The 24,044-nt window shown below is 44.4% G+C and carries 25 protein-coding genes and 1 pseudogene; 14 read left to right on the top strand and 12 right to left on the bottom strand.

Annotation, left to right across the window (positions count from 1 at the left end; translation table 11 throughout):
• Positions 1-827 precede the first annotated feature (827 nt).
• The 3 genes from O9290_RS17945 to O9290_RS28545 all read right to left on the bottom strand — a co-directional run bounded on the left by O9290_RS17945 (position 828) and on the right by O9290_RS28545 (position 1,848).
• Positions 828-1,037 (bottom strand): DUF2283 domain-containing protein, encoded by a 210-nt coding sequence (locus tag O9290_RS17945; protein WP_223211798.1) that lies wholly within the window; start codon positions 1,035-1,037, stop codon positions 828-830.
• Between the two features lies 1 nt (position 1,038).
• Positions 1,039-1,320: a hypothetical protein gene (locus O9290_RS17940; RefSeq protein WP_288056688.1), complete on the bottom strand. Its 282-nt coding sequence runs from the start codon at positions 1,318-1,320 to the stop codon at positions 1,039-1,041.
• A 351-nt stretch (positions 1,321-1,671) separates the two neighbouring features.
• Complete coding sequence (locus tag O9290_RS28545; protein WP_002759300.1) at positions 1,672-1,848, bottom strand: hypothetical protein; 177 nt, start codon at positions 1,846-1,848, stop codon at positions 1,672-1,674.
• A gap of 384 nt (positions 1,849-2,232) precedes the next feature.
• Here O9290_RS28545 and O9290_RS17930 point away from each other — a divergent pair, with 384 nt between their 5' ends.
• Positions 2,233-2,730, top strand: coding sequence for an HNH endonuclease (locus O9290_RS17930; protein WP_002785544.1), 498 nt, complete (start codon positions 2,233-2,235; stop codon positions 2,728-2,730).
• Here O9290_RS17930 and O9290_RS17925 read toward each other — a convergent pair.
• The 3 genes from O9290_RS17925 to O9290_RS17915 all read right to left on the bottom strand — a co-directional run bounded on the left by O9290_RS17925 (position 2,727) and on the right by O9290_RS17915 (position 4,661).
• A complete protein-coding gene (locus tag O9290_RS17925) occupies positions 2,727-3,080 on the bottom strand; it encodes a hypothetical protein (protein ID WP_002759302.1) in 354 nt (117 codons plus the stop codon). The genes O9290_RS17930 and O9290_RS17925 overlap by 4 nt on opposite strands.
• Before the next feature lie 91 nt (positions 3,081-3,171).
• Positions 3,172-4,281, bottom strand: coding sequence for a hydrogenase formation protein HypD (hypD, locus tag O9290_RS17920; protein WP_002759303.1), 1,110 nt, complete (start codon positions 4,279-4,281; stop codon positions 3,172-3,174).
• A gap of 116 nt (positions 4,282-4,397) precedes the next feature.
• Positions 4,398-4,661, bottom strand: a complete 264-nt coding sequence (locus O9290_RS17915) for a HypC/HybG/HupF family hydrogenase formation chaperone (protein WP_002759304.1) — start codon at positions 4,659-4,661, stop codon at positions 4,398-4,400.
• A gap of 369 nt (positions 4,662-5,030) precedes the next feature.
• Here O9290_RS17915 and O9290_RS17910 point away from each other — a divergent pair, with 369 nt between their 5' ends.
• Together O9290_RS17910 and clpB are read left to right on the top strand one after the other, a co-directional pair.
• Positions 5,031-6,932 carry a thiamine pyrophosphate-binding protein gene (locus O9290_RS17910; RefSeq protein ID WP_002751938.1) on the top strand — a complete coding sequence of 634 codons (1,902 nt, stop codon included), beginning with the start codon at positions 5,031-5,033 and terminating at the stop codon, positions 6,930-6,932.
• A 428-nt stretch (positions 6,933-7,360) separates the two neighbouring features.
• Positions 7,361-9,979 (top strand): ATP-dependent chaperone ClpB, encoded by a 2,619-nt coding sequence (gene clpB / locus O9290_RS17905; RefSeq protein ID WP_288058365.1) that lies wholly within the window; start codon positions 7,361-7,363, stop codon positions 9,977-9,979.
• A 227-nt stretch (positions 9,980-10,206) separates the two neighbouring features.
• Here the strand turns inward: clpB and O9290_RS17900 are convergent, their stop codons facing one another.
• The 3 genes from O9290_RS17900 to O9290_RS17890 form a co-directional block, all read right to left on the bottom strand.
• Positions 10,207-10,683, bottom strand: a complete 477-nt coding sequence (locus tag O9290_RS17900) for a response regulator transcription factor (protein WP_249267889.1) — start codon at positions 10,681-10,683, stop codon at positions 10,207-10,209.
• Positions 10,684-10,786: 103 nt separating this feature from the next.
• Positions 10,787-10,963 carry a hypothetical protein gene (locus O9290_RS17895; RefSeq protein WP_288058368.1) on the bottom strand — a complete coding sequence of 59 codons (177 nt, stop codon included), beginning with the start codon at positions 10,961-10,963 and terminating at the stop codon, positions 10,787-10,789.
• A gap of 6 nt (positions 10,964-10,969) precedes the next feature.
• Entirely contained in the window at positions 10,970-11,971 is a 1,002-nt protein-coding gene (locus tag O9290_RS17890; protein WP_288026994.1) for a DUF4438 domain-containing protein, read from the bottom strand.
• A 52-nt stretch (positions 11,972-12,023) separates the two neighbouring features.
• Between O9290_RS17890 and O9290_RS17885 the strand changes: the two genes are divergently transcribed.
• A complete protein-coding gene (locus O9290_RS17885; RefSeq protein WP_288026992.1) occupies positions 12,024-12,656 on the top strand; it encodes a Uma2 family endonuclease in 633 nt (210 codons plus the stop codon).
• A gap of 18 nt (positions 12,657-12,674) precedes the next feature.
• Here the strand turns inward: O9290_RS17885 and O9290_RS17880 are convergent, their stop codons facing one another.
• Genes O9290_RS17880 through O9290_RS17870 form a run of 3 tightly spaced genes read right to left on the bottom strand, consistent with a single transcriptional unit; the run spans position 12,675 to position 15,624 of the window.
• Entirely contained in the window at positions 12,675-13,538 is an 864-nt protein-coding gene (locus O9290_RS17880; protein WP_288058369.1) for a hypothetical protein, read from the bottom strand.
• Between the two features lie 24 nt (positions 13,539-13,562).
• Complete coding sequence (locus O9290_RS17875) at positions 13,563-14,654, bottom strand: hypothetical protein (RefSeq protein WP_288058371.1); 1,092 nt, start codon at positions 14,652-14,654, stop codon at positions 13,563-13,565.
• Positions 14,655-14,679: 25 nt separating this feature from the next.
• Complete coding sequence (locus O9290_RS17870; RefSeq protein WP_288058373.1) at positions 14,680-15,624, bottom strand: hypothetical protein; 945 nt, start codon at positions 15,622-15,624, stop codon at positions 14,680-14,682.
• Between the two features lie 247 nt (positions 15,625-15,871).
• On the opposite strand from O9290_RS17870, the gene O9290_RS17865 reads away from it, so the two are divergent.
• The 10 genes and pseudogenes from O9290_RS17865 to O9290_RS17820 all read left to right on the top strand — a co-directional run.
• Positions 15,872-16,105: a hypothetical protein gene (locus tag O9290_RS17865; protein WP_002760897.1), complete on the top strand. Its 234-nt coding sequence runs from the start codon at positions 15,872-15,874 to the stop codon at positions 16,103-16,105.
• The gene (locus O9290_RS17860) at positions 16,102-16,452 is read left to right on the top strand and encodes a type II toxin-antitoxin system PemK/MazF family toxin (protein WP_288027765.1); all 351 of its coding nucleotides are present in this window, start codon (positions 16,102-16,104) and stop codon (positions 16,450-16,452) included. The genes O9290_RS17865 and O9290_RS17860 overlap by 4 nt, the downstream gene beginning before the upstream one ends.
• A gap of 175 nt (positions 16,453-16,627) precedes the next feature.
• Positions 16,628-18,997 carry an arylsulfatase gene (locus O9290_RS17855; RefSeq protein ID WP_002760899.1) on the top strand — a complete coding sequence of 790 codons (2,370 nt, stop codon included), beginning with the start codon at positions 16,628-16,630 and terminating at the stop codon, positions 18,995-18,997.
• Positions 18,998-19,086: 89 nt separating this feature from the next.
• A complete protein-coding gene (locus O9290_RS17850; protein WP_002760900.1) occupies positions 19,087-19,761 on the top strand; it encodes a MarC family protein in 675 nt (224 codons plus the stop codon).
• 190 nt (positions 19,762-19,951) lie between these two features.
• Positions 19,952-20,557, top strand: coding sequence for a hypothetical protein (locus O9290_RS17845; RefSeq protein ID WP_002760901.1), 606 nt, complete (start codon positions 19,952-19,954; stop codon positions 20,555-20,557).
• 51 nt (positions 20,558-20,608) lie between these two features.
• Positions 20,609-21,370 carry a Coq4 family protein gene (locus tag O9290_RS17840; RefSeq protein WP_002760903.1) on the top strand — a complete coding sequence of 254 codons (762 nt, stop codon included), beginning with the start codon at positions 20,609-20,611 and terminating at the stop codon, positions 21,368-21,370.
• Positions 21,371-21,424: 54 nt separating this feature from the next.
• Positions 21,425-22,033: a DUF1345 domain-containing protein gene (locus tag O9290_RS17835; protein WP_288027768.1), complete on the top strand. Its 609-nt coding sequence runs from the start codon at positions 21,425-21,427 to the stop codon at positions 22,031-22,033.
• A gap of 28 nt (positions 22,034-22,061) precedes the next feature.
• Positions 22,062-22,298, top strand: a complete 237-nt coding sequence (locus tag O9290_RS17830; protein WP_288027769.1) for a hypothetical protein — start codon at positions 22,062-22,064, stop codon at positions 22,296-22,298.
• Positions 22,274-23,464, top strand: coding sequence for a glutamate decarboxylase (gad, locus tag O9290_RS17825; RefSeq protein ID WP_288027771.1), 1,191 nt, complete (start codon positions 22,274-22,276; stop codon positions 23,462-23,464). The genes O9290_RS17830 and gad overlap by 25 nt, the downstream gene beginning before the upstream one ends.
• A gap of 171 nt (positions 23,465-23,635) precedes the next feature.
• Positions 23,636-23,911: pseudogene (locus tag O9290_RS17820) on the top strand (mechanosensitive ion channel family protein); the annotation flags it as partial.
• Positions 23,912-24,044 lie beyond the last annotated feature (133 nt).

Below are 24,044 nucleotides of genomic sequence, written 5' to 3'. Positions count from 1 at the left end.
GCAGTGTGTCAACCTATTTCACTACTAGCTAATTACGATGGTTCAGGTCGGACATTCGGTTCACACCTAATCATGGATGGTTGGCAGTGGTCTCGATTCTGGTGTTAGGTTACACCTCGGAGCCTTCCGTTCCCCGCTTCAGTCCCAGAATTGTGACTTCTGAATCTGGGGGTGGCTATCGCCGTTACTCTCACCTTTGTAACAATTTGTGAATAATTGTTACAAAGTGTATTGACCTTGAGTCCCTTTGCCTAGTTTGGTATCGTATTGATACTAAACGTCGGGACATATAAACAGTTATAAGGCTGGTCTGGGTTGACCTGTTAGATGCAGTCAGGGGACTGAAGACCTTACTAGGCGGTTATTTCGGGCATTTGGTTCCCTATTTCATGCCTAAACGTTTCGCACTACTGTCTCTTAGCTTATCAAAAATTAGTGATCAGGGAGTCGTGACTTACCCCTACCTTCTGTTATCCGTCTTAGGCAATACGTCCCTGTTCTCTACCCGATCAGGCGATCGCAATTCGTTCTTCAGGCGACAATTGTTGTACTGCTTAAATAAGCTGTTCTAAAGTTAAGGGAATGGTTCTCATCGATTTTGCTTTATTTATAATTTGCTCTATTCAACCCTCAACCCCAGCCACAGGCGAGCGCACTAACTCGTAGAGTGAGCTTTTCGATAGCGTAACGCACCAATTTAATAATAAAGTTAGTGCGTGGGGTGCGGATTGTTAATTTGAGTTTTTTATCAGAAATTATCGCCGTCTAACACACCCTACAAGATCGGCGTACTGCTAGGCAGTGCCTTCGGCATCGCACTCAATAAGTCATTGGGGGGACAAATTTAATATTTTTCCTTGGGTTGACTCTAAAATTGAATCTCGGATAAAAGAACTAGCATTAGTAATCTCTAGGCCAATTAATTCTCCTAAATCATTAAGTTCAGCCGTAATATTTGGATTAATTTCTACACTGTTAGCTTCTGGTTCATCAGAAATAGTTAAATGAAGAATGTCTTCTTGTTCAAAGTATCTCATTTTAGGTTTGCTCATGGATAGTATATCTCCCAGTTGTTAGGCGAAATCGAATTTGTTGGCGTGTTGTCGCATGAATGGTGACAGGAGTTATAAAATTATCATCGTATTCATAAGGAATAATTACTAAACTATTATCATGCTTGCCTACGGCAATAAGACGACCCGTTTCATTATCGTAGTACCTTTCTCCAGAGTATTTGAGAATCTCTTCTATTTTGGCAAGTTCAAATCCTCTCAGTTTGGCTCGATATTGTAAGTAATCCGACCAGATAATATTCGGCATTATGAGCAGACTTTGCTAATTATCTGTTATCTATTTTAATCTAAATTCTCCTTCCCAAACCCCCAACACCGTAACCAACCGAAACCATAACCTTAAGGGTGGTGCGTTCCCGAATATCAAATCATGTCGCAGTCGCAAAGGTTTCAGGGAACGCACCCTACCAGATCGGCGATCGCACTTGATTGAGGTAATCAGATAAAAGTTTAAGCAGCATGATTTAATATTTGTTCTAATTCTTGACGCAAAGCAAGGTAATGACGATAATCGTTTGCCCATTCTATAAAGATTATATAGCGTTTCTGATTCACAAGAGGTACATTCCCGATCCTGAACAGCTTAATCAGCAAAGGTTTAAGTGTGCCGCACAGATGCGAGAACCGCTATATCATCTGACAATATTCCCTGATTGTATTCGTTATAAAAATCTTCGGAATCCATTTTATGTTGGTTTTCATAGACGCTAAGCCGCTTGGCAACGGCAATCAAAGCATCTAAAGAAGATGTATATTGAATGGTCTGTTTACGCATTTTTCTTTGACTCCAAAATAATGATATTTTGATTATAAACGATCGCGCTCAAACAAAAACATCAATCGTAGTGGACTGTTTCAGCTAAAATAGGGCAATAGATTTCGGCTTAAAGTCTTAGATTATAGAATTTATAGCATTTTTCTAATACACCAAATTAGCTGAAACAGTCCAGTAGGGTGGATTAGCCAAAGCGTAACGCACCAATTTGATGATAAGGTTGGTGCGTGGGGCGCGGATTATTAATTTTAGTTTTTCATCAGAAATTATCGCCGCAAACACGCACCCTACCAGATCTATACTCAACGGATTTAGTGTAATAGGTTCCAATCCCAGTTATCTGTGTTACCATGCGGGGTAAATTCAAGCGATCTCCAGACACCTATGAGCAAGGTTCTCGTGTTGAATGCCTCCTACGAACCGCTAAATATTACCAGTTGGCGGCGCGCGATCGTTTTATTGTTGAAAGGAAAAGCTGAATCCCTAGAACATAACGGAAAAGTGGTTTGTCGTGACTTACCCTTGCCTTCTGTTATCCGTCTTAGGCAATACGTCCGTGTTCCCTACAAGGAAATTCCTTTAACCCGTCGTAATATTCTCGAACGAGATCATCACACCTGTCAATACTGTCTCTACCGAGGTGAACAATTAACCATCGATCATGTGATTCCCCGTTCTCGCGGAGGGGGTGATACCTGGGAGAATTTAGTGGCGGCTTGTGTGCGTTGTAATGTGCATAAGGGCAATCGTACACCAAAAGAGGCCAATATGTCCCTACGCGCCCAGCCACGTCGTCCCTACAGCAGTCTCCACTTTGAGCTATTAAAGCACACCAGGGGGAATCACAATCACGAATGGCGTAAATATGTCATCGGTATTTAGGGTGAAAAAGGCATGGTGAAACCAAGACCAAAATTGATTCCCATGCCATTATTATTAGTCTGGGTGCGAGGATTGGCAACTCCCGTGCCTAGATAAACCGAACAACCAGGACAGGGGGAATTGACTCGGTAGCGCACCGCCATGGGATCATTGGGATCGGTGATAGTTACTCCCTGATGGTTTAAATCTTTAATTAGATTGGTGACGGGTTTGAAAAAATCGGCGCTGGGGGGTTGACTTGGTTGCAGTTCTAGGGTTTGTTCTTGGGAAGCAAGAACGATTTCCGAAGCGATAATTAGCAGCACAGAGGTAGTTAAGCCAAATAAACCCAGATTATTTTTGATCTTCATCTTTTTTATCACCGAGAGATTGTTAATTTCTTCTGGTGATAATTCTAGCGTTTCCTCACCGGAAAGGAACCTTAATCAGTAAAAAAATTTACTAATTTCTACCATACTTATAATAAGCGGCACAAGCACCTTCACTAGAAACCATACAAGTACCGATGGGATGTTCGGGAGTACAAGCAGTACCAAATACTTTACATTCCCAGGGTTTTAAAACACCTTTAAGAATTTCGCCACACTGACAAGCTTTGTGATCTTTAACACGCTGATTGGGTAGGGTAAATTTTTTCTCCGCATCAAAATTACTGTACTCATCTCGCAGTTTTAACCCTCCTTGAGCAATTTCTCCTAAACCTCGCCATTCAAACTGATCTCGCAGTTCAAAAACTTGCTTGATTGCCGATAAAGCGACTCTATTTCCTTGATTTTGTACCACTCGATCGTACTGATTTTCGATCTCACATCTCTGCTCATCTAATTGTTTTAATACCATCCAAATTGATTGGAGAATATCCAAGGGTTCAAACCCAGAAACTACCACAGGTTTATGATATTCTTGGGCAATAACTTGATAGGGTTCTGTGCCAATTACCATGCTAACATGACCGGGACCAACAAAACCGTCTAACTGTAAATCTGGGTTATCTAACAAGGCTTTCAGAGCGGGAATAATCACCACATGATTAGAAAATAAACTAAAATTAGTGACACCATCTCTTTGCGCTTCTAAAACAGTTAAAGCGGTACTAGGAACGGTTGTTTCAAACCCTAATGCTAAAAATATTACTTCTTTATCGAGATTTTCTCTGGCAATTTTTAAGGCATCGCGAGGAGAATAAACCATGCGAATATCATCACCTTTTGCTCGTGCTTGCAGCAGACTCAAATGGGAACCGGGGACACGCATAGTATCGCCAAAAGTTGTCAGAATTACGTTCGGTTGTTGTGCGAGAAAAATGGCATCATCTAAACGACCTCGCGGCATCACACAAACGGGACATCCAGGACCATGAATTAATTCGATAGTTTCCGGAAGTATTGCCTCGATACCGTATCTAAAAATTGAGTGGGTATGACCTCCACAAACCTCCATAATTTTAGTAACTTTTTCCCGCTTTTCAGAGATTCTTATCGATAATTGTTCAATTTGTTGAATTAATCCTGCCGCTTTAACTGGATCACGAAATTCATCAACGTATTTCATAGTTTATATCCTTTAATTATCATTTTTAGCTGTCGGTAGTCAGTAATAATTGCCGTAATTTACATTTCTTAGAGATAGACAACAGCATTAATTTATGGGTGACTACTTTAAGAACATTAATTATGATTAAATTCTGCCTCTAATTCTGCTAATTGTGTTAATAAATTTAAGGTTTCTTGCGCCTCATCTTCATCGATTCGATTCATGGCAAAACCCACATGAACTAATACCCAATCCCCTACACAAGTATTAGCAGGATGGTCTTCATCAACAATACAAGTAATATTTACTTCTCTTTTTACACCCCCCACATCGACGAGAGCGAGATGATGGTTTTCATCAATAATTGCCGTAATTTGTCCCGGTATGCCTAAACACATAGTTTTTACCTTAAAAAATCTAGTTTTTGCTAATTATGCGCTGATTTTTGGGCTAGAGGTTGCAGTAATATCAACCGAGAATCAGGTCATACTTCATCCCTGTGAGAAACGCTATACAGTCAAAGGTTATCCTTTTTACTTGGTCTTAGCTGCCATTCTGAACCATTGCCCTCAAGAACAGCTTTTTTTCCCGTATCTTTTTTAAGATTTCCCCCGTCCCGCACCGTGGACGCTATCCCAGCAGGGGTAAAACTTTTGTATTAGGGACTACATCAATGATAAGAAATTATTCAATCAATCGATCGGGTGACATTCTAGGCTATGATTTCCCTGACTATAGTTATTTCTCTACATTAAGGAAAATCTACGATGACAACCTTTCCCATCGATTTGAGCGCCTATAAACCCATCAGTCTCGACCCCAGTAACCCCACCCTCACCGACGACCAAAGAAGCGCCCTAAAAGCCAATATCCAACTTTGTCGCGATGCTATCATCTTTTTTACTGCCACGGGTGCGGCCCGGGGTGTGGGTGGTCACACCGGCGGCCCCTACGATACCGTCCCGGAAGTGGTGATTCTCGATGCTCTTTTCCGCAGTCAACCTAGTCAATTTGTACCAATCTTCTTCGATGAAGCGGGACACCGCGTCGGTACTCAATATCTCATGTCTGCGTTAGAAGGTTCTTTACCTGCAGAACAATTAATGCACTACCGCGAGGCCAATTCTAAACTCCCCGGACACCCGGAATTAGGATTAACCCCAGGCGTCAAATTTAGTTCTGGCCGTTTAGGACATATGTGGCCCTACGTTAACGGTGTCGCTTTAGCTAACCCCGGAAAAACCGTTTTTTGTTTAGGTTCCGATGGTTCTCAACAGGAAGGCAATGACGCAGAAGCTGCCCGTTTAGCCGTAGCTCAACACATCAATGTTAAGCTAATTATTGATGATAATGATGTGACGATTGCCGGTAATCCTTCCAAATATTTACCCGGTTATGATGTGGCTAAAACTCTCACCGGCCATGGACTAAAAGTGTTAGTGGGAGATGGGGAAGATATCGATAGTTTGTATCGCAATATATGTGAAGCAATTAATACTCCTGGCCCGATTGCGATTATTAATAAACGTCCCATGTGTCCTGGAATTGAAGGTTTAGAAGGTTCTAACCACGGTCATGATGTGATTTCTGTCCCCTTGGCTTTGAAATATTTAGAGGCAAAAGGACACAGTGCCGCCGTGGAATATCTCAACAGTATTAAGAAGCCTTCTAATGACTATAAATTCCTCGGTTCTGGGGATAAATGGGGTTCTAACCGCAACGTTTTCGGCGAAGCAGTAGTCAGTCTTTTAGGCAAAATGAGCGAGGAAGAACGCAAGGCTAAGGTATTAGTAGTAGATAGCGATTTAGAGGGTTCCTGCGGTCTAAAAATTATCCACGATAAACATCCCGAAGTGTTTATTCCTTCCGGTATTATGGAACGGGGCAATCTTTCGGCGGCTGCTGGTTTTGGGATGGAAAAAGGTAAACAGGGAATTTTCGCCACCTTTGCCGCTTTTCTAGAAATGTGTATTTCTGAAATCACCATGGCCCGTTTGAATTATTCTAATCTTTTATGTCATTTTTCCCATTCCGGTATCGATGATATGGCGGATAATACCTGTCACTTTGGTTTGAATAATTTCTTTGCCGATAATGGACTCGATGACGGTTACGAAACCCGTCTTTATTTTCCGGCCGATGCGGCACAAATGACCGCTTGTGTCGAGGCAACTTTCCATCAACCCGGTTTACGTTTTATCTTCTCGACTCGTTCTAAAACTCCCAATATTCTTGATACTAACGGCCATAATTTCTTTGGCGATGGTTACACCTTTGTCCCCGGAAAAGATGAAGTAATTCGAGAAGGCACTGCCGGTTATATCATCAGCTTTGGCGATGGTTTATACCGCGCTTTAGATGCAGTGGAACGCTTAAAACAAGAAGGGATCGACGTGGGTTTAATTAATAAACCGACTCTCAATGGGGTGGATGAAGAAATTATCGCTAAAGTTGGTAATTCTCCCTTTGTTTTAGTGGTAGAAGCATTTAACCGTCGCACGGGTTTAGGTAGCCGTTATGGTTCTTGGTTACTCGAACGCGGTTTAACTCCTAAATACGCCTATATCGGTACTCACCACGAAGGTTGTGGCGGTTTATGGGAACAGTTCCCCCACCAAGGTATTGACCCAGTTGGTATCATCAGTAAAGTTAAATCTTTAATCGCTTAGATAGTATTTTAGGGGGGAATTAATCAGTTATCAGTTATCAGTAATCAGTTATCAGTGAACATCTTTAATAATTAAGTAGGTAGGTGTTAAAAATTATTAGACACCCCCCTTATCAAGGGGGGCAGGGGGGATCCCCCCGCCTATCAGCACCCCCCTTATCAAGGGGGGCAGGGGGGATCGAACCTAAAATTCATTTTTAATTTAATTATAACCAGCTACTTAAGATTTTAGCTTGGTTGAGAATCCGAGCATTTGTACTAAAATTTCCAAGACGCAGTTTAAATCCCTGACAGCTTATAAACTTTAGCGGCTTAAATCGCACCATTGAGGGGAAATCCCCCTGAACTAGGTACGGTAAGCCCCTAGAAGCCAACAAACCGGTCAATCTAGAATAGTCTCAAGGGTATAAAAGTAATCTCTTATAGAAAATGCAGCCAACCAATCCACAACAATTTACGGAAAAAGCTTGGGAGGCAATCGTCAAAACGCCGGACATTGCCAAACAGAACAGCCAGCAACAAATCGAAAGCGAACATCTAATGAAAGCCCTTCTTGAACAGGAGGGATTAGCGGGCAGTGTCTTTAGTAAAGCTAATATTAGTCTAGCCCGTTTGCGGGATCGCACCGATGACTTTATCCGTCGTCAACCGAAAATCTCTAACCCCGGCGACTCGATTTATTTAGGTCGTAGTTTAGATAGTTTACTCGATCGAGCGGAAAATTATCGTCGAGAATTTGGAGATGACTTTATCTCGATCGAGCATTTAATTTTAGGTTACGCTAAAGATGATCGCTTCGGTAAAAATATTTTTCAAGAATTCGGACTTACGGAAAACAAACTCAAAGAAATTATTCAACAAGTCAGAGGTAGTCAAAAAGTGACCGATCAGAATCCAGAAGGCAAATACGAGGCCCTAGAAAAATACGGACGGGATCTCACCCAATTGGCACGGGAAGGTAAATTAGACCCCGTAATTGGACGGGATGACGAAATCCGTCGCACCATTCAGATCCTCTCGCGTCGGACTAAAAATAACCCAGTTTTAATCGGGGAACCGGGAGTAGGAAAAACAGCCATTGTCGAAGGATTAGCCCAGCGGATTATTAACCGCGATGTGCCAGAATCTCTGTTAGATCGGACTCTCATTTCTCTCGATTTAGGTGGCTTAATTGCGGGAGCAAAATATCGCGGAGAATTTGAGGAAAGATTAAAAGCTGTCCTCAAGGAAGTCACCGATTCCCAAGGCAATATCATCATGTTTATTGACGAAATTCACACCGTTGTCGGTGCGGGAGCCACTCAAGGGGCAATGGATGCGGGCAATTTATTAAAACCAATGTTAGCCCGGGGTGAATTGCGTTGTATCGGGGCCACTACCCTCGATGAATACCGCAAATATATCGAAAAAGATGCGGCGTTAGAAAGACGCTTCCAAGAGGTTTTAGTAGATGAACCAAATGTGGTCGATACTATTTCAATTCTTCGCGGTCTTAAAGAACGTTATGAGGTGCATCATGGGGTAAAAATTGCCGATAATGCTTTAGTAGCGGCGGCACTGCTTTCTAATCGTTATATTAGCGATCGCTTTTTGCCCGATAAGGCCATTGATTTAGTTGATGAAGCGGCGGCCAAATTGAAGATGGAAATCACCTCTAAACCGGAAGAACTCGATGAAATTGATCGCAAAATTCTTCAGCTAGAAATGGAAAAACTTTCCCTACAACGGGAATACGATCCAGCTTCGCGAGAACGGTTAGAAAAGTTAGAAAAAGAACTGGCTAACCTCAAGGAAGAACAATCGGGATTAAATGCCCAATGGCAAGGGGAAAAAGAGATTATCGATAAAGTTCGTGGGGTTAAAGAAGCGATCGAACAAGTTAATCTAGAAATTCAACAGGCCGAACGAGATTATGATTATAATCGCGCCGCCGAATTAAAGTTCGGAAAATTAACTGATCTGCAGCGGCAAATGTCCGCCCTAGAAACTCAATTAGCCGACAAACAAACCACCGGTAAAAGTTTATTAAGGGAAGAAGTTCTCGAATCGGATATCGCCGAAATTATCTCGAAATGGACGGGAATTCCTCTCAATAAATTAATCGAATCGGAAAAAGAAAAACTCCTCAATCTGGAAGACGAATTACACGAAAGTGTCATCGGTCAAGAGGAAGCGGTCACAGCCGTGGCCGAAGCGATTCAACGTTCCCGCGCCGGTTTATCGGATCCCAACCGTCCCACGGCCAGCTTTATTTTCCTCGGTCCGACGGGTGTTGGTAAGACAGAATTGGCGAAAGCTTTAGCGCGCAATCTCTTTGACACGGAAGAGGCTCTAGTTCGCATCGATATGTCGGAATACATGGAAAAACACAGCGTTTCCCGTCTCATGGGTGCGCCTCCGGGATACGTCGGCTACGATGAAGGAGGACAATTAACCGAGGCAATCCGGCGTCGTCCCTACTCTGTCATCCTCTTTGATGAGATTGAAAAAGCCCATCCCGACGTTTTTAACGTTATGTTACAAATCCTTGACGATGGGCGCTTAACCGACTCTCAAGGTCATCTGGTTGATTTCAAAAATACCATCATTATTATGACCAGTAATATCGGTTCTCAATACATTTTAGACGTGGCTGGTGATGAGTCTCGTTACGAGGAAATGCAGGCCCGGGTGATGGAAGCAATGCGGAATAGTTTCCGTCCCGAATTCCTCAATCGTATCGATGAAACGATCATTTTCCATAGTTTACAAAAAGCGCAACTGCGATCGATTGTCAAACTACAGACAGCCAATCTCAGCGATCGCTTGATGGAACAAAAATTAGCCCTGAAACTTGCCGATATTGCTCTCGATTATCTAGCAGAAATTGGTCACGATCCAGTGTACGGTGCGCGACCCTTAAAACGGGCAGTACAAAGATATGTGGAAACTCCGATCGCTAAGGCAATTCTGCGCGGCGAATTCAAAGGGGGAGACACGATTTTTGTCGATGTGGCCGATGAAAGATTGACCTTTAAACGGTTAGCTTCCCAAGTAGTAACTGCTTAATTAAGTAGGGTCTGCTGAAAAAGTTTTTCCCGGTGGCAGGGTGTGGGGTGTGGGGTGTGGGGTGTGGGGTTTTACTCATTTTCAGGTGGTCAATTACCTAATTTTCAGGAAAAAAGTCCAGGAATTTTCCCCCCAATCACTCCAAAGTTCGGCACTTTTTGAGGTCAAAAAAGTCTAAAAACCTTATCCAACAAGGTTTTTAGATTTACTCAGCAAGCCCTAGCTAATCAAATAGTTGCTAATTCCTGAACATCGAAATCTGATTGCAACAGTTGAATGAGAGCGGCACAACGATAGACCATAGCAGCACGACTATCTACCCCTAATTTGGCAAAAATTCGCCGTAAATAGCTGGCAACAGTCCATTCACTAATATGTAAGCGATGGGCTATCTGTTTATTAGCCTGTCCCAAGGCCACTAGGGTGGCAATTTGTAGTTCTCTTTCCGAGAGAAGTTGGGCGATTTCTTGGGCAGAAGATTTAATTTGACCGGATACATCGAGAATAATAAAATATTGACCGTTGACTTCAAATTGATCCACCTCAACAAAAGATTTTTTTAATTCTTTTAAATAATTTTTTTCCTGATCTTCCTTTAGATGGATGATATAGTAGTGATGATCGTGCTTATAAATTTCTGAAACTACTTGATAGGACACATCGGTGAACAAAGAGCCAAGATTTTGCTGATGCTGGTTATTCATTGTCTTTTCTCTCCTAACTTGTTTTCTGGCTAAATAAAAGCTTCGTCTATCTGAAAAATAGGAAACAATCAATAAAAGTAGGTGCAAGACGGTCTTGTCAAGATTACAGTAATATATTTCTGCCAATAATTGGGCTAATCTTAACATTTAATTTGGGAATATAGATTAGGAAAAATCGAGTTTTTAACCAAGACGAAGCTCGATCATTGTAAAATTTTCCAGAAAAACTTGCCAATAAATTAGAAAAACTTAACAATAATTGAGTTTCTAGCTCAACCATAAAAAATTAAGTGCGACTAACAGAAACTTCCCCAGACCGAGGGGTAATACCAGAAAAATTGACCAGAGGAGAATAGACTTGGGCGGGGGGTAGCGATCGCAAATTAAACAGAGCGGCAAAATTAGCCCTGCTATCGTAGAGAGGTTGTAAACGTTGGCAGGAACCCGTTAGTAAAGGCATAACCCCAGGACCATGACCACTGACCGTACTATCGCCATGGACGATAATCCCGAAAGTAATCCGACCTTGACGGTAACTAGGACCGTGACGGGTATCCGCCGAGCCAATGGCAACCAAATCGCCAAATCGAAGAGTATCAAGACGATAGCGGCGGCGAAGTTGCGGATCGAATAGCTGGATATCATAATCACCACGCCAGACCGTATTTTTGCCTAATCCCGAACCCATAGCAGCAGCAGGGACAAAATGAGTCACGGGTACTTGTAAAGTGCGGTCGCCAGGAATTAAACCCCAACGTCGCAGAAAATCGGGGGAACAGTTAAATAAACGCAGATCCGGATAGTCTAATAATTTTAACCCCAAACCATAACTATAGATTTGCACTCGATCGCCGATCCGTAGGCGACGCAAAACCGCAGGGGGAAAATCTACCAAAACATGGTCCACTCCGCCATGTTTTCCCGTCACCAGACCCGATTGACCCGTGGCAGGTCCAGTAATCACCCTAGCGCGATTGCCCAAACAAGCATAGGTAATCAGGGCAAGATTCGGGCCGCGACGACTGCCGATAATTTCCCGACTATTATTATGGAGAGCCACCCCCGGCTCAATATGATCCCCCATTAAACCCACACAGCGATCGCCAACCCGTTGATTGAGGACAATTCCCCCAGTGGCCGGAAGGATTCGGGGTATGCCATCATGACCGATGCGATAGGGATTAGCCTGACCGACCGGATGGGCAATTTGACCGGCAACGGCCACCATTACTAAGTCTGGTTGGTTAATACGCAGAGAATTGGCACTATCTGGTCGTGAATTATTCATATATCAGTTATCAGTATTCTAAAATGGAAGCATGGGATTTTTGCTTGAATCTATGACTGCAACACTGCTCGCACCACCGGCTGAAATAATTCACCTGTCCGGGATTAGCTGGGAAACCTACGAAACGCTGCTAGAAGAAATGAGCGATCGCCGTCTGCGGCTGACCTACAATCGTGGCAATTTAGAAATCATGGCTCCTTCCCCAGAACACGAATTTAGTAAAACCCTCATCGGTCGCTTTGTCGAAACCCTAGCGGAAGAATCAGCAGTCCCGATTTATCCCCTTGGTTCTACCACCTTTAAACGCCCTAAATTGAGTGGTGCAGAACCGGATGAATGCTTTTACATTGATAATATTGAGGCGGTTCGGGGGAAAAAGCGACTGGACTTCAATGAAGACCCTGCACCAGATTTAGTCATAGAAATTGATGTCACCAGCAGTTCTCAAAATCGCCTTCAGGTTTATGCAGATCTAGGCGTGGCAGAGGTTTGGGTTTATAATGGGGAATCTCTGGTTATCCAACAATTACAAAATGGCACTTATATCACCTCCCCAACAAGTCAGTTTTTTCCTAATTTACCCATCTTAGAAATTGCTATATTTTTACAACAAGCTGGCCAGACAGATTACCTAGAGTTAGTAAAAGCATTTCGGAATTGGGTAAGAAGTCAGTTGGAAAAATAAAAGGAAGGTTTTTCAACGTTAAATCTCATACCAAAATCCCCTTGCACCCTGCCAAAAATCAATTTTTTCTCCCCTAGTTTCTGACCAGTCTTCTAATTCCAATTCGCTCGCAGAAATATCTTCGGACCAACTGGGAGGAGGATCGATCCTGATTGCTTCCGGAACTACTAAATGCAGAACCACTGGGTGGAATCCCATCCAGAGCAATTTGGAGACTCCAGACTGGATGAATAACTGGCGTAATTGTTCCCGTTCCAAAGCAGCGATCGCATCTTGTTGGTCAATTTCCTGACAGTTGATGCCCCAACTCTCCAAGGTAGAACAGATTACTGGGGGTAAGTTGCGGGCCCGATCTTCCGGGGAGCGATGGGTTAGGATAAAGGCCGACCCCAAGGCGGCACTCAAAGCGATCGCATCTCGGAAAGCATAGCCGAGCAGATCAGTGTGAATTTGTCTATCCAAACTGCGGGCTAACCATTCCCAACGACTGACTAAACTGCTGTCGGTTTCTTTGGGCAAAAGGGATTCACCAAGCCCATCGCCGATCCAAAATAGATAATGATTTCCTAAATCCGTCTCTAGTCGCAGTCTTTCCCATTCCCGCAAAGTGCGACGGGTTTGAGAAGAAAGTTCCGGAGTAAGAAGGGGTGGGGAATTGCCCTTCTCTGGGGACGCTTCTAGCCAAGGCCGCCAGCGATCGAAAACATCGCTATTATCAATTAGATGCCAAAATTCTCGCGCTATCCATAATTCGAGAAATCGTCCTAATTGTTTGACCAGGAGCAGACCATAATCCGATAAGGCTAGGTTGGGATCGAGGACACAAGACCAACGGCGTTGATTGAGGTTAATGGAGAAATCGGGCAAAAGAGTGGCACTCATCGGGACACCTCTAAAATAATAGCGTTACACCCCAGCAGACTCCGAACCGATAACACTGCGTAGCGCCGGAGTTACCCCCGGAAAGGCCCGGCCTTCGGGAGTCATGCGATAGGCAGCCAACCAAGCTTCCGAATGGGGGCCCATGGGTCTGAGTTCCGATTGGAATAAAATCGGGTCGAGGGCGGTTTTAAAGTCGTTATCGGCGACAAATTGCAGAATCCGACGACCGCTTTCCGCCATTTTTGCCCGTTGGGAAGGTTCGGCAATACCCCCCAGATAGCGATTGGAGACGATTTCGATCACATCCCATTTGGTATTAGCATCGAAGGCTTTTTTGATATCGGCTGCATCCAAAAGGTTGAGAACCGTATTGAGATAATGTCCCGTTTCCATCGTCAGGGCCAAAATGTTACCGTAGGTGGAGCGATCGAGAGCATAGCGCAGATCTAAGCCGATGCGTTGAACCGTGCCGATACTGCCAAAGGGTCGCTGTTCAATGAGAGTGCCGCCGCGAATTACTTCCCCGATCAATAAATCCCGGAAATATTGGGCAACGGCTACCATAAACCCGACTAATTGCCGATGAAAATTGCGGTTAATGATCGCCCCCGAAGCTGGTTGGGCATTGCCGTAGTTAAAGGCGCGACGATAGGCCATCATCCGATCGCGGATCGTGTAGCGCAAAGGTTTCCATTTGTCAAGTAAATATAGACCTCGCGCCCCCGGTCCCCGTTGAATCCGCATCCGTCCCTCTCTAAACAGACGCTGCAGCACTTGGATGACTTGAAAAACTTTCATCCGTTCGTGTTGGTAAATATAGTACAGTTCGGCGGCGGCGTGCAGTTGACTAGGAACGACGGAATCATCGAAATCCGGCTGGATATAGGGATAGGAAACGTTCTCGAAGGGAACCGGTCCTTTGGGTCCAAATCCAATTAAATCGAGGAAACTATCGGGACTACTGGAACCGTCGGCAGCCCCCTTGAGTAGTTCACCGAAACGGTCTTCCAGTTGCTGTTCGTACTGTTGGCGCTCTTCCGGGGGCATCGCTCCTAATTGATCTCTCAAAAAGGTTGCCCACAAGCGTTGAATGGTTTCTGTGGTGTTGTAGGTCATGGTTGCAGTCCTTGAAGTGCTTTAATTATTTCGAGACAAAGTGTTGAAGGATCAAAAGCCGCAATTTCTGGAGTTGGATCAGGCGTTGGTAGCGCAGGGCGGGCTTATTGTCCCGCAAGGGTTCTGAGGCACTCCTCGCCAGTTCTTGATTGAACAAATCTTTATGTTCGGCTAATTTGGTTTGCAGGGCTTGCAGTTGTTTTTCTAGGTGATCTAAATTGGCAACGTCCAGATACTCTTGTGTCAAGCTGGCTTCAACTTGACTGAGTTCGTGAAGTAAGGGCAGGGCTGGCGCTAGGTTTTCCTCTGTCAGTTGCTCCTCTAAAGAAGTAGGAAATGATTCTGGCCGTGGTGGTGCTGGGGGAGCGGCTTGTTGTCTGGCTTCAGGGGATTCAACCGCAAAAGAACCCAACAGTTCCATACACAAATCCTGGATCGTTGAAGCAAAATCCATCCATTTTTGTTCGCCTTCCTCTTTTTCTTGTAGAGTTGGTTCACCTAAAGATTCGGAGCTTAAACCGATAGACTCTACAGGCGTTTCAAAGATAGATGTAAATCGCTTTTCAAGTTCATTTTTTCCACTGTATCCCTTCATTGCTTGATCCCATAATTTCGATTGCCGCATATTGTTCATCAAACAACCCATCCTGTCTCGTTTATTGCGACACAGCCACCACCAGATAAAGATATTGAGGTTAATGAGGAGTATGTAGACAGAGATATTGATGGAAATGTTTGGAGCAGGTACTTTCACAGATAGCTGCAAATTGTTAATAGCATTGGCGATATCTGCTAATCCAGCTGTTGTCATATTTGCGGAATTTGTGTTGTTTCCTGCTTCCTCGCCAACACTTAGCGCTAGTTTTGCATCAGCAAGGCTCAGAATTGCCTCAGTAATGCCTTGAATCCTCTTGTGAATTACTGTGTTAGGTTTTGGTATAGTTTCTCTTTTCGTACTAGGTGTCATCATCCGTACTCTCCTGCTTAAAAACTCTAAGTTTATGGGTTCTTCGTTACTTGGTATGGTTCGATAGGGGGGCATAAATCGACTAAATCCTTATCTGGCAAGAGACTTAATTGATTAGTTCGCTCTAGATAAAAAACAATTGACAAAAATCGCTAAATGCCTTTCTCTATAAGGGTTCCATCCCTTATAACCCCCATCCATTGCATAACACAAACCGAAGAGCCCTACAAATAATTGTGCCTCCCTACTTATGTCGGCTACAATTCGTGAAGAACTTCACCAACAGATTAACCGATTACCCGATCACATTGTTGAAAAAATTGCCAACTTTACCCGATTAATTTCCCCTGAGCCAAACAACATTTCAGAATATACTAATTGGCAAGATGAAGACTGGCAAAAATTTGCATTAGAGCAATTTTTTAAAGAAGAAGATGAAATTGAATATTCCCTAGCAGATGCTCAAGAAATTTATCAACTATGAAACCAGGTGATATTGTTCTAATTCGTTTTCCTCAAGCAGACTTGCAATCAGGAAAACTACGTCCAGCTTTAATTATTTTTGCTATTTCACCAAGTCGCCATCGTGATTTATTACTTGCTTTAATTTCTTCTCGTCTCCATCAAGCTACTTTAGGATTTGACGAAATTATTAATACCTCAGATTCTGACTATATTACTACTGGACTTAAAGTGGCTTCTTTAATTCGGCTAGGACGATTAACAAGTGTCGAATCATCTGTAATCAATGCCCGTTTAGGAAATATCTCACCAGAAAGACTAATACGCATTAAAAATCTTTTAATCAATTGGCTCAGAAAATCAAATTAGTGTGGTCTGCTAGGCTTCGCCGCTCTTCGAGAACGCAGTGCCTTCGGCAACGCCGTCATCTTATTGATTAAACTTTAAAAATGCGATCATGTATTGCCGTTGTCAACGAAATAGCCGATTTTTCCGATTTTCACCTCTCGATCGCAAATTTAAAAGGTTAAAAGGAGCCCTCAAGATGACCCAAGACAAACCGATCCAACGCCAAATTCTACCGATTCCCGACTTGACCCCCTTCGGTCTAACCACCTACGACGCCAAGAATCCCGACACCCACTATCCCCCGATTCGAGATATCCGACCGCCGGCTGGCGCACCCAACGTGCTGATCGTGCTGCTCGATGACGTGGGTTTTGGAGCCGCCAGTGCCTTCGGTGGTCCCTGCAATACGCCCACTTTCGAGCGATTAGCGGCGGCTGGGTTAAAATACACCCGTTTTCATACCACTGCCCTCTGTTCTCCCAGTCGTGCGGCTTTGCTCTCCGGAAGGAATCATCACTCGGTCGGCATGGGCAACATCACCGAAACCGCCACCTCCGCCCCTGGACAGAGTTCCGTCCGTCCCAACACCAAAGCCCCCCTTGCCTTAACCCTGAAGCTAAACGGCTATTCCACGGCGCAGTTCGGTAAATGCCACGAAGTACCGGTTTGGCAAACCAGCCCGATCGGTCCCTTTGACGCTTGGCCCTCTGGCGGGGGTGGATTCGAGTATTTCTACGGCTTTATCGGTGGCGAAAATAACCAGTGGGAGCCGGCACTGTACGAGGGAACGACCCCGATCGAACCGCCGAAAACTCCGGAGGAAGGCTATCACCTGACCGAGGATCTGGCCGATCGAGCGATCGCTTGGATTAGTCAACAAAAAGCTCTCGCCCCCAATAAGCCTTTCTTTGCCTACTTCGCCCCTGGCGCAACCCACGCCCCCCACCACGTCCCGAAGGAGTGGATCGACAAGTATCGAGGCCAATTCGCTCACGGTTGGGATCGCCAGCGTGAGATCACCTTTGCCCGACAGAAAGAACTGGGCGTAATTCCCCAAAATGCCGAACTCACCCCCCGTCACGCCGAAATTCCCCCATGGGATGACATGGACGAGCGCCTGAAGCCGGTATTAGAGCGCCAGATGGAGGTGTACGCCGCCTTTCTGGAACATACCGATGATCAGGTGGGACGAGTGATTCAAGCCTTAGAAAAGCTAGAAATCCTCGACGATACGCTAATTTACGTCATCGTCGGTGATAACGGTGCCTCCGCCGAGGGAACGCTTCAGGGCGCGTTTAACGAGATGGCCAACTTTAACGGGTTAGCGAGTCTAGAAACCCCGGAATTTCTCCTCTCGAAACTAGATGACTTCGGTGCGCCCGATTCCTATAATCACTACGCGGTCGGTTGGGCCTGGGCGATGAGTAGCCCCTATAAGTGGACGAAACAGGTCGCTTCCCACTGGGGCGGCACCCGCAACGGTACGATTGTTCGTTACCCCAAACTCATCCAGGAAAAAGGTGGGATTCGTCACCAATTCTGTCACGTCATTGATGTGGCCCCGACGGTGTTGGAAGTGGTAGGCATTCCCGAACCGACGATGGTTAACGGTGTCCTACAAAGTCCCTACGAGGGTACGAGTATGGTTTATACCTTTAACGACGCAGCCGCCCCCGAACGTCATGATGTGCAGTATTTCGAGATGTTTGGCAATCGGGGCATCTATTACAAGGGTTGGAGCGCGATTACCAAGCACCGCACCCCGTGGGTGATGACTGGACAGACGATGGTTCCTTTCGACGATGATATCTGGGAACTATACGACGGCAGTACGGATTGGACGCAAGCTCGGGATCTCTGCCAGGAAATGCCAGAGAAACTGCACGAACTACAGCGACAATTTCTGATCGAGGCGGTTAAATATAATGTACTGCCCCTAGACGATCGCCAAGTGGAACGGGTCGATCCCGCCACCGCTGGCCGGCCTACCCTCGTGCGGGGAAACTCGCAATTATTCTTTGCCGGGATGGGGCGTTTGTCTGAAAATAGCGTCATCAACATCAAAAATAAATCCTTCTCGGTAACGGCGGAACTGGAAATTCCCCCGGAAGGCGCGGACGGGGTGATTATCGCCCAAGGCGGCCGCTTCGGTGGTTGGAGTGTCTATAGCCACGATGGAAAAGCCAAGTTCGTCTATAACGTGCTGGGGATTGAAAGTTTTGTCACCGAGGCGACGGAGACGATCCAGGCTGGCAAGCATCAGGTACGGATGGAGTTTGCCTACGATGGTGGTGGTTTAGGACGGGGGGGAAATGTCACCCTCTACTACGACGGTCAACCAGTGGGTACGGGTCGGGTAGAACGAACTCAGGCTTTTATTTTCTCCGCCGACGAAACCACGGATATCGGCTACGAATCTGGTACCCCCGTGGCGGCGGAATATACCTCGAAAACCAGTCGTTTCACCGGCAAGATCGGCTGGGTTCAATTGGATCTGGGTACGGACAATCATGACCACCTGATCGACCCGGAGGAACGTCTGAAAATTATCATGGCCAGGCAGTAGAAAAGGGGACTTGCGATACTGGTAGCTTTATCTAGACTATCCCTCGGTTAAAAGCAAAAAAATTGAGCTTAAATTAGCAACTTTGTCCTATGGAATGGTCTTTTTTGAGAAACTTTGCCATCACTTTATTCGCCCTCTTAAATCCTCTGGGAATGCTGCCGATTTTTATTAGTTACACCGCTCGCGAACGTAAAGAAGTACAACGACTCGTGGCTCTATTTGTCTCGTTAACTGTCTTGTGTTTGTTATTGATTTTTATGTTTATCGGAACGGCAATGCTAAAATTCTTTGGCGTCACCTTAGACTCTTTTCGCCTAGCTGGTGGCGTGCTTTTGTTGATTATCGGTATCAACATTGTTAACGGTTCTGGGGCAGGGACAAAAGAGCTTTTAATTAATGAGCAAGGCGGGGATTATCTCAGCGAAGCTAAGTCAGTTTATCGGCAGATTGTTATTCCTATGGCTATGCCTTTATTAGTGGGTCTTGGGGTTATTGCTAACGTTATTCTTTATGCCAGTGAAGCCGAATCAAGGCTAGGTAGTGGTACGGGCATTGAACTGATTTTGATGACAATTTTAGTCAGTTTTTTAGTCTTTCTCATCCTCGCGGCTGGCCAATGGTTACAAAGACTTTTAGGAGATATTGGCTTGAGTATTACTCAGCGAGTTATGGGCCTATTTGTAGCGGCGATCGGAGTACAATTTATGGTGACAGGTTTGATTAATATTTTTGTCGATCAGATCGTTCCGAAACTACCATCATAGCCAATTACTAATTAGTCTAAATATAGCGGTTCTCGCATCTATGCGGCACACTTAAACCTTTGCTGATTAAGCTGTTCAGGATCGGGAATGTACCTCTTGTGAATCAGAAACGCTATAGTTAGCTAAGAAAATTACTGGAAATATCAAATAAGCTGTTGTATATTTAAACTGGGTATTAAGGAGAGCAATCATGAGAAATTCTGAGCAATTGACCAAATCCCTGAAGCGTTTTCGTTATACACTTTTTCTGGGAGTAGCGGCCATGGCAATCAATAGCTGGGGGATGCCCAATATTTCTGTAGCCCAGACTACTCCTGCTCAAGAAAAAGTGCAGTTAATGTTCGTGCAAACGGCAGAAGATCTTAAGGTAGATCCCGTCGCAAAAACAATTCGCCTGGTGAATGTCAACAAACAGACATTATACTTTTCCGATCGCCCAAACCGGATTGCTGGTAATCTGACCATGGCAGCCTACATGGATGAGTGGACAGCTAGGGCGGGAAAAGATAATTTTGCCAACGATCCCCCCAATGCTACCCTCTCGGTCTATGAACCTGGCCGTCAAGACAATACCATAATTGTCGTCGAGATTAGCAATCCCGTCATCGATGGCAAGGACTTGATTTATAGCTACAAGCTAATCGAAGGGACTCTACCTAAAACCGGCGGGGCAACTTCCCTATTTATCGATTGGATTGGTGTTGGTGGTGGTGTCGGTCCTGGCTTTTACGGGGTGGGGGCCGGTACCCGCGGGGTCGGTTTATACGGTGGTTACGGTGGCCCCCTGCGCTATTAATACACTTGTTCTAAGCAGCCTGTAAATTTATCTACCGATGAGGAGAATTCCATGAGTTACAGATACATCAATCAATTAGCCACACCCGAAAATTTGCATCGATTTCTGGAATTTGTCGATCTAGCGGCCGGCGCTGGCCAAGAAACGGCTAATGTCTGGGAAATCGAGCGCCGATTGGTCAATAGTCGCCCGATGGAGTTATGTGTAAAAGCAGTTCTGCAAGAACCAGCTTCCGCTCAATTAGTGCAAGAAAGATACATCGGCAAACCCTACGATCTCGAAGCAATGTTAAAAATGCCGAAAGGTTCTCTCGGTTGGACTTACGGCACAATTATGCACACTTTGGGCTATGATCCGCAATTTTATCCCCAACGCGAGCAATTTGATTCCGATGCCGACTATATTGGTTTTCGCATTGATAAAACCCACGATATCCATCACATTCTCACCGGGTTTAGTTTAGATACTCTTGGAGAATTGGGAGTAATTTCTGTCACGGTCGCTCAAACTCGTTATCCTACTTTTCTCCTCATCGATATCCTCTCTTTACTGATGACTTTTTTTACCAGTGATACTCTGTTAAGTGAGGTAGAAAGTGATGCCGATTTAAATAAAACTCTCGGTTACAAATTCGATTTAATTTCTCGGGGAATTACCATCGGTCGCCAGGCCCAACCTCTATTCCCGATCAAGTGGGAAGAAGGATTAGAAAAACCCTTAGATCAATGGCGTGAAGAACTGAATATCAAACCAGTTTTAGACGGGCCTTGGAGTTGGTACAGTTGCCCGGAATTACAAGCAGCGATCGCATAATTTACCCCGCAGATTTTTATGAGAGAATAGTTAGGGATAATTCTGCTTTGATCTATGGTCAAAAAAACCGCTAGAAAACCCTGCTATACTCAAATTCGCTGGCTCTGTCAAATAATTGTCGCTCTGATTGTCTTAATGCTGCCGGTGACTATTACTCTGCGACTGGTTTTAGCTTTTCTTTTCGCTTTGATAGTGGCAATTATGTGGCTAGCTTACAGAATTTCTTGCCTTGCCCCCTGGCAGCTAGAACTATTAAAATCTCCCAATCATCGGGGGGCATTTCTGGAATCCCTATTTTATACGATCGGCAGTTTCGGACTATTAATTTATCTGATCGCTTCCGAACACGCCATCGTTCATTTTGCCTGTGGTTTTTTGGGTATTATTAGTGCTTGGTTAGCCATACAATTGATCTACAGCCAAGAATATGCAGTACGCTACTATCATGATGGTAAAGGCCTAGTTTTTCCCGATTGCGATCGACCTAATTGGAGGGAATTTCTCTATCAAGGTTTTTGTATGGCGGCTTGTTATCAAACCTCCGATACAAGTATTAATAGTACGGCAATGCGGCGGCTGGTAGCAACCTACGGGATGCTTTCCTATTCTTTATCCGTCTTGATTATTGCTATTATTTTTGGGATGATTGGTAATTTACTCTAAGCAAAAAAGATATTTTATTAAGGAAGTTATGGTTCATCAGAAAATTAATCTCGATCGCCTAGGTCCAGAAGAGACACTAATTACCCCCACCTATGCTTCCCGCGCCCTGACTTCCGCCGTACCTAAATACGAGATTCCCGAGGGAGAAATGCCGCCGGCGGTGGCCTATAATTTAATCTGGGATGAACTCGCCCTTGATGGTAATTCTCGCCTGAATTTGGCTACTTTTGTCACCCTTGGATGGAACTGGAAGCCAAACAATTAATGGCGGAAACCTTCGATAAAAACATGATCGACAAGGATGAATACCCACAAACCGCCGAAATTGAATTGCGTTGTGTGAATATGATCGCTAGACTCTGGAATGCTCCCAAAGGCGCAGCGGCAACCAGTTGTTCTACCATTGGTTCCAGTGAAGCGGCGATGTTGGGAGGCATGGCTTTAAAATGGCAGCGGCGCTATCGCCGACAAAAAGAGGGTAAACCCACCGATAAACCTAATTTAGTCATGGGCATTAATGTGCAGGTTTGTTGGGAAAAATTCTGTCGTTATTGGGAGGTAGAACCGCGTTTTGTGCCGATGGAAGGGAATCGTTTTCACCTCGAGGCGACGGAAGCAATTAAACTAATTGATGAGAATACGATCGGGGTAATTGCCATTATGGGTAGTACCTTTGATGGTAGTTACGAACCCGTCCAAGAAATTAATGATGTTCTAGAAAAATTGAACAGAGAAACCGGCTGGCAAGTTCCCCTGCACGTCGATGGTGCTAGTGGTGGTTTTATTGCCCCTTTTCTTGATCCCGATTTAGTCTGGGATTTTCGCCTCAAATGGGTTAAATCGATTAATGCTCCTGGACATAAATACGGTTTAGTCTATCCCGGTGTCGGTTGGATTATCTGGCGAGATCGGCAAGAATTGCCAGAAGAATTAATCTTTCATTGTAATTATTTAGGCGGTTATCTGCCTAATTTTGCTCTCAATTTTTCTCGTCCCGGCAATCAAGTAGTCGCTCAATATTATAATTTTTTACTCTTGGGCAAAGAGGGTTATCGACAAATTCATCAAGCCTGTCGAGATACGGCCTTGTATTTATCGGGGGAAATCGCTAAGATGGGGCCGTTTGAATTGATTACCGATGGCAGCACTATTCCAGTTTTTGCTTGGAAATTAAAGGAGACAATTAGCGATCAAACTAATTATAGTTTATTCGATTTAGCCGATAAATTGCGCGAGCGGGGTTGGTTAGTTCCTGCCTATACAATGCCCAAAAATCGCCAAGATTTAACTGTGCAGCGGGTGGTGATCAAGGAGGGATTTAGTCGCGATATGGCGGATCTGTTGTTGCGGGATATTCATTCAGCGATCGCATTTTTTCAATCTCAGTCTCATTATCAGTCAAAATTATCTGGTTCCCATTTCCATCACTAACAGATGTTGAGGAAAAACTCGCTTAAATTTCCTAAATATTGGCAACCCTTACAGAGTTTTGGTGTTGGCAATTTTTCCACTCCTGTCTCAACCTAGTATATCTGTACCTCATCGAGGACAGTAATGCCTAAATCTTACCCGAATACACCCAAAAAAATCTGACTTAATCCTATGAAATCTGTACCATTTTTCGATATTAATCAAATATCTTTAATGCCAAGTAAACCATCTAGAACTAGAAGATGGATGAAAAAAATTGGACATACTTTGGTAATATTTATCGTAGTTTTACTACTGACTCTCACCTCTCCTCTTTTGGGAATAGCTCAAAATCCGACACAACTGGAAAATAAAATTGACGGCTTTCCAGTTATGTTAGATGGAAAAACTCTCTTTTTTATCCGGCGTGGAGTTTCTTCATTTTCGGCGGAGGAGAGAGCTATAGCGGGTTTCAGTTGAATGAGGTACAGCATGGATGACTAGGTAGGCTCTTTAAAAGGGGTATCGCAATAGCAACAATGGGTAAACCAGTGATGGATGTCTCGCAATGTAATCTGACTAAAGGCTTGAACGATCGCTT

The sequence above is a fragment of the Microcystis sp. LE19-41.2A genome (genome assembly GCF_027530405.1).
Classification (GTDB): Bacteria; Cyanobacteriota; Cyanobacteriia; order Cyanobacteriales; family Microcystaceae; genus Microcystis; species Microcystis aeruginosa.
Note: the sequence above shows the minus strand (reverse complement) of the source record. Positions and strands in the feature narration are given on the sequence as shown.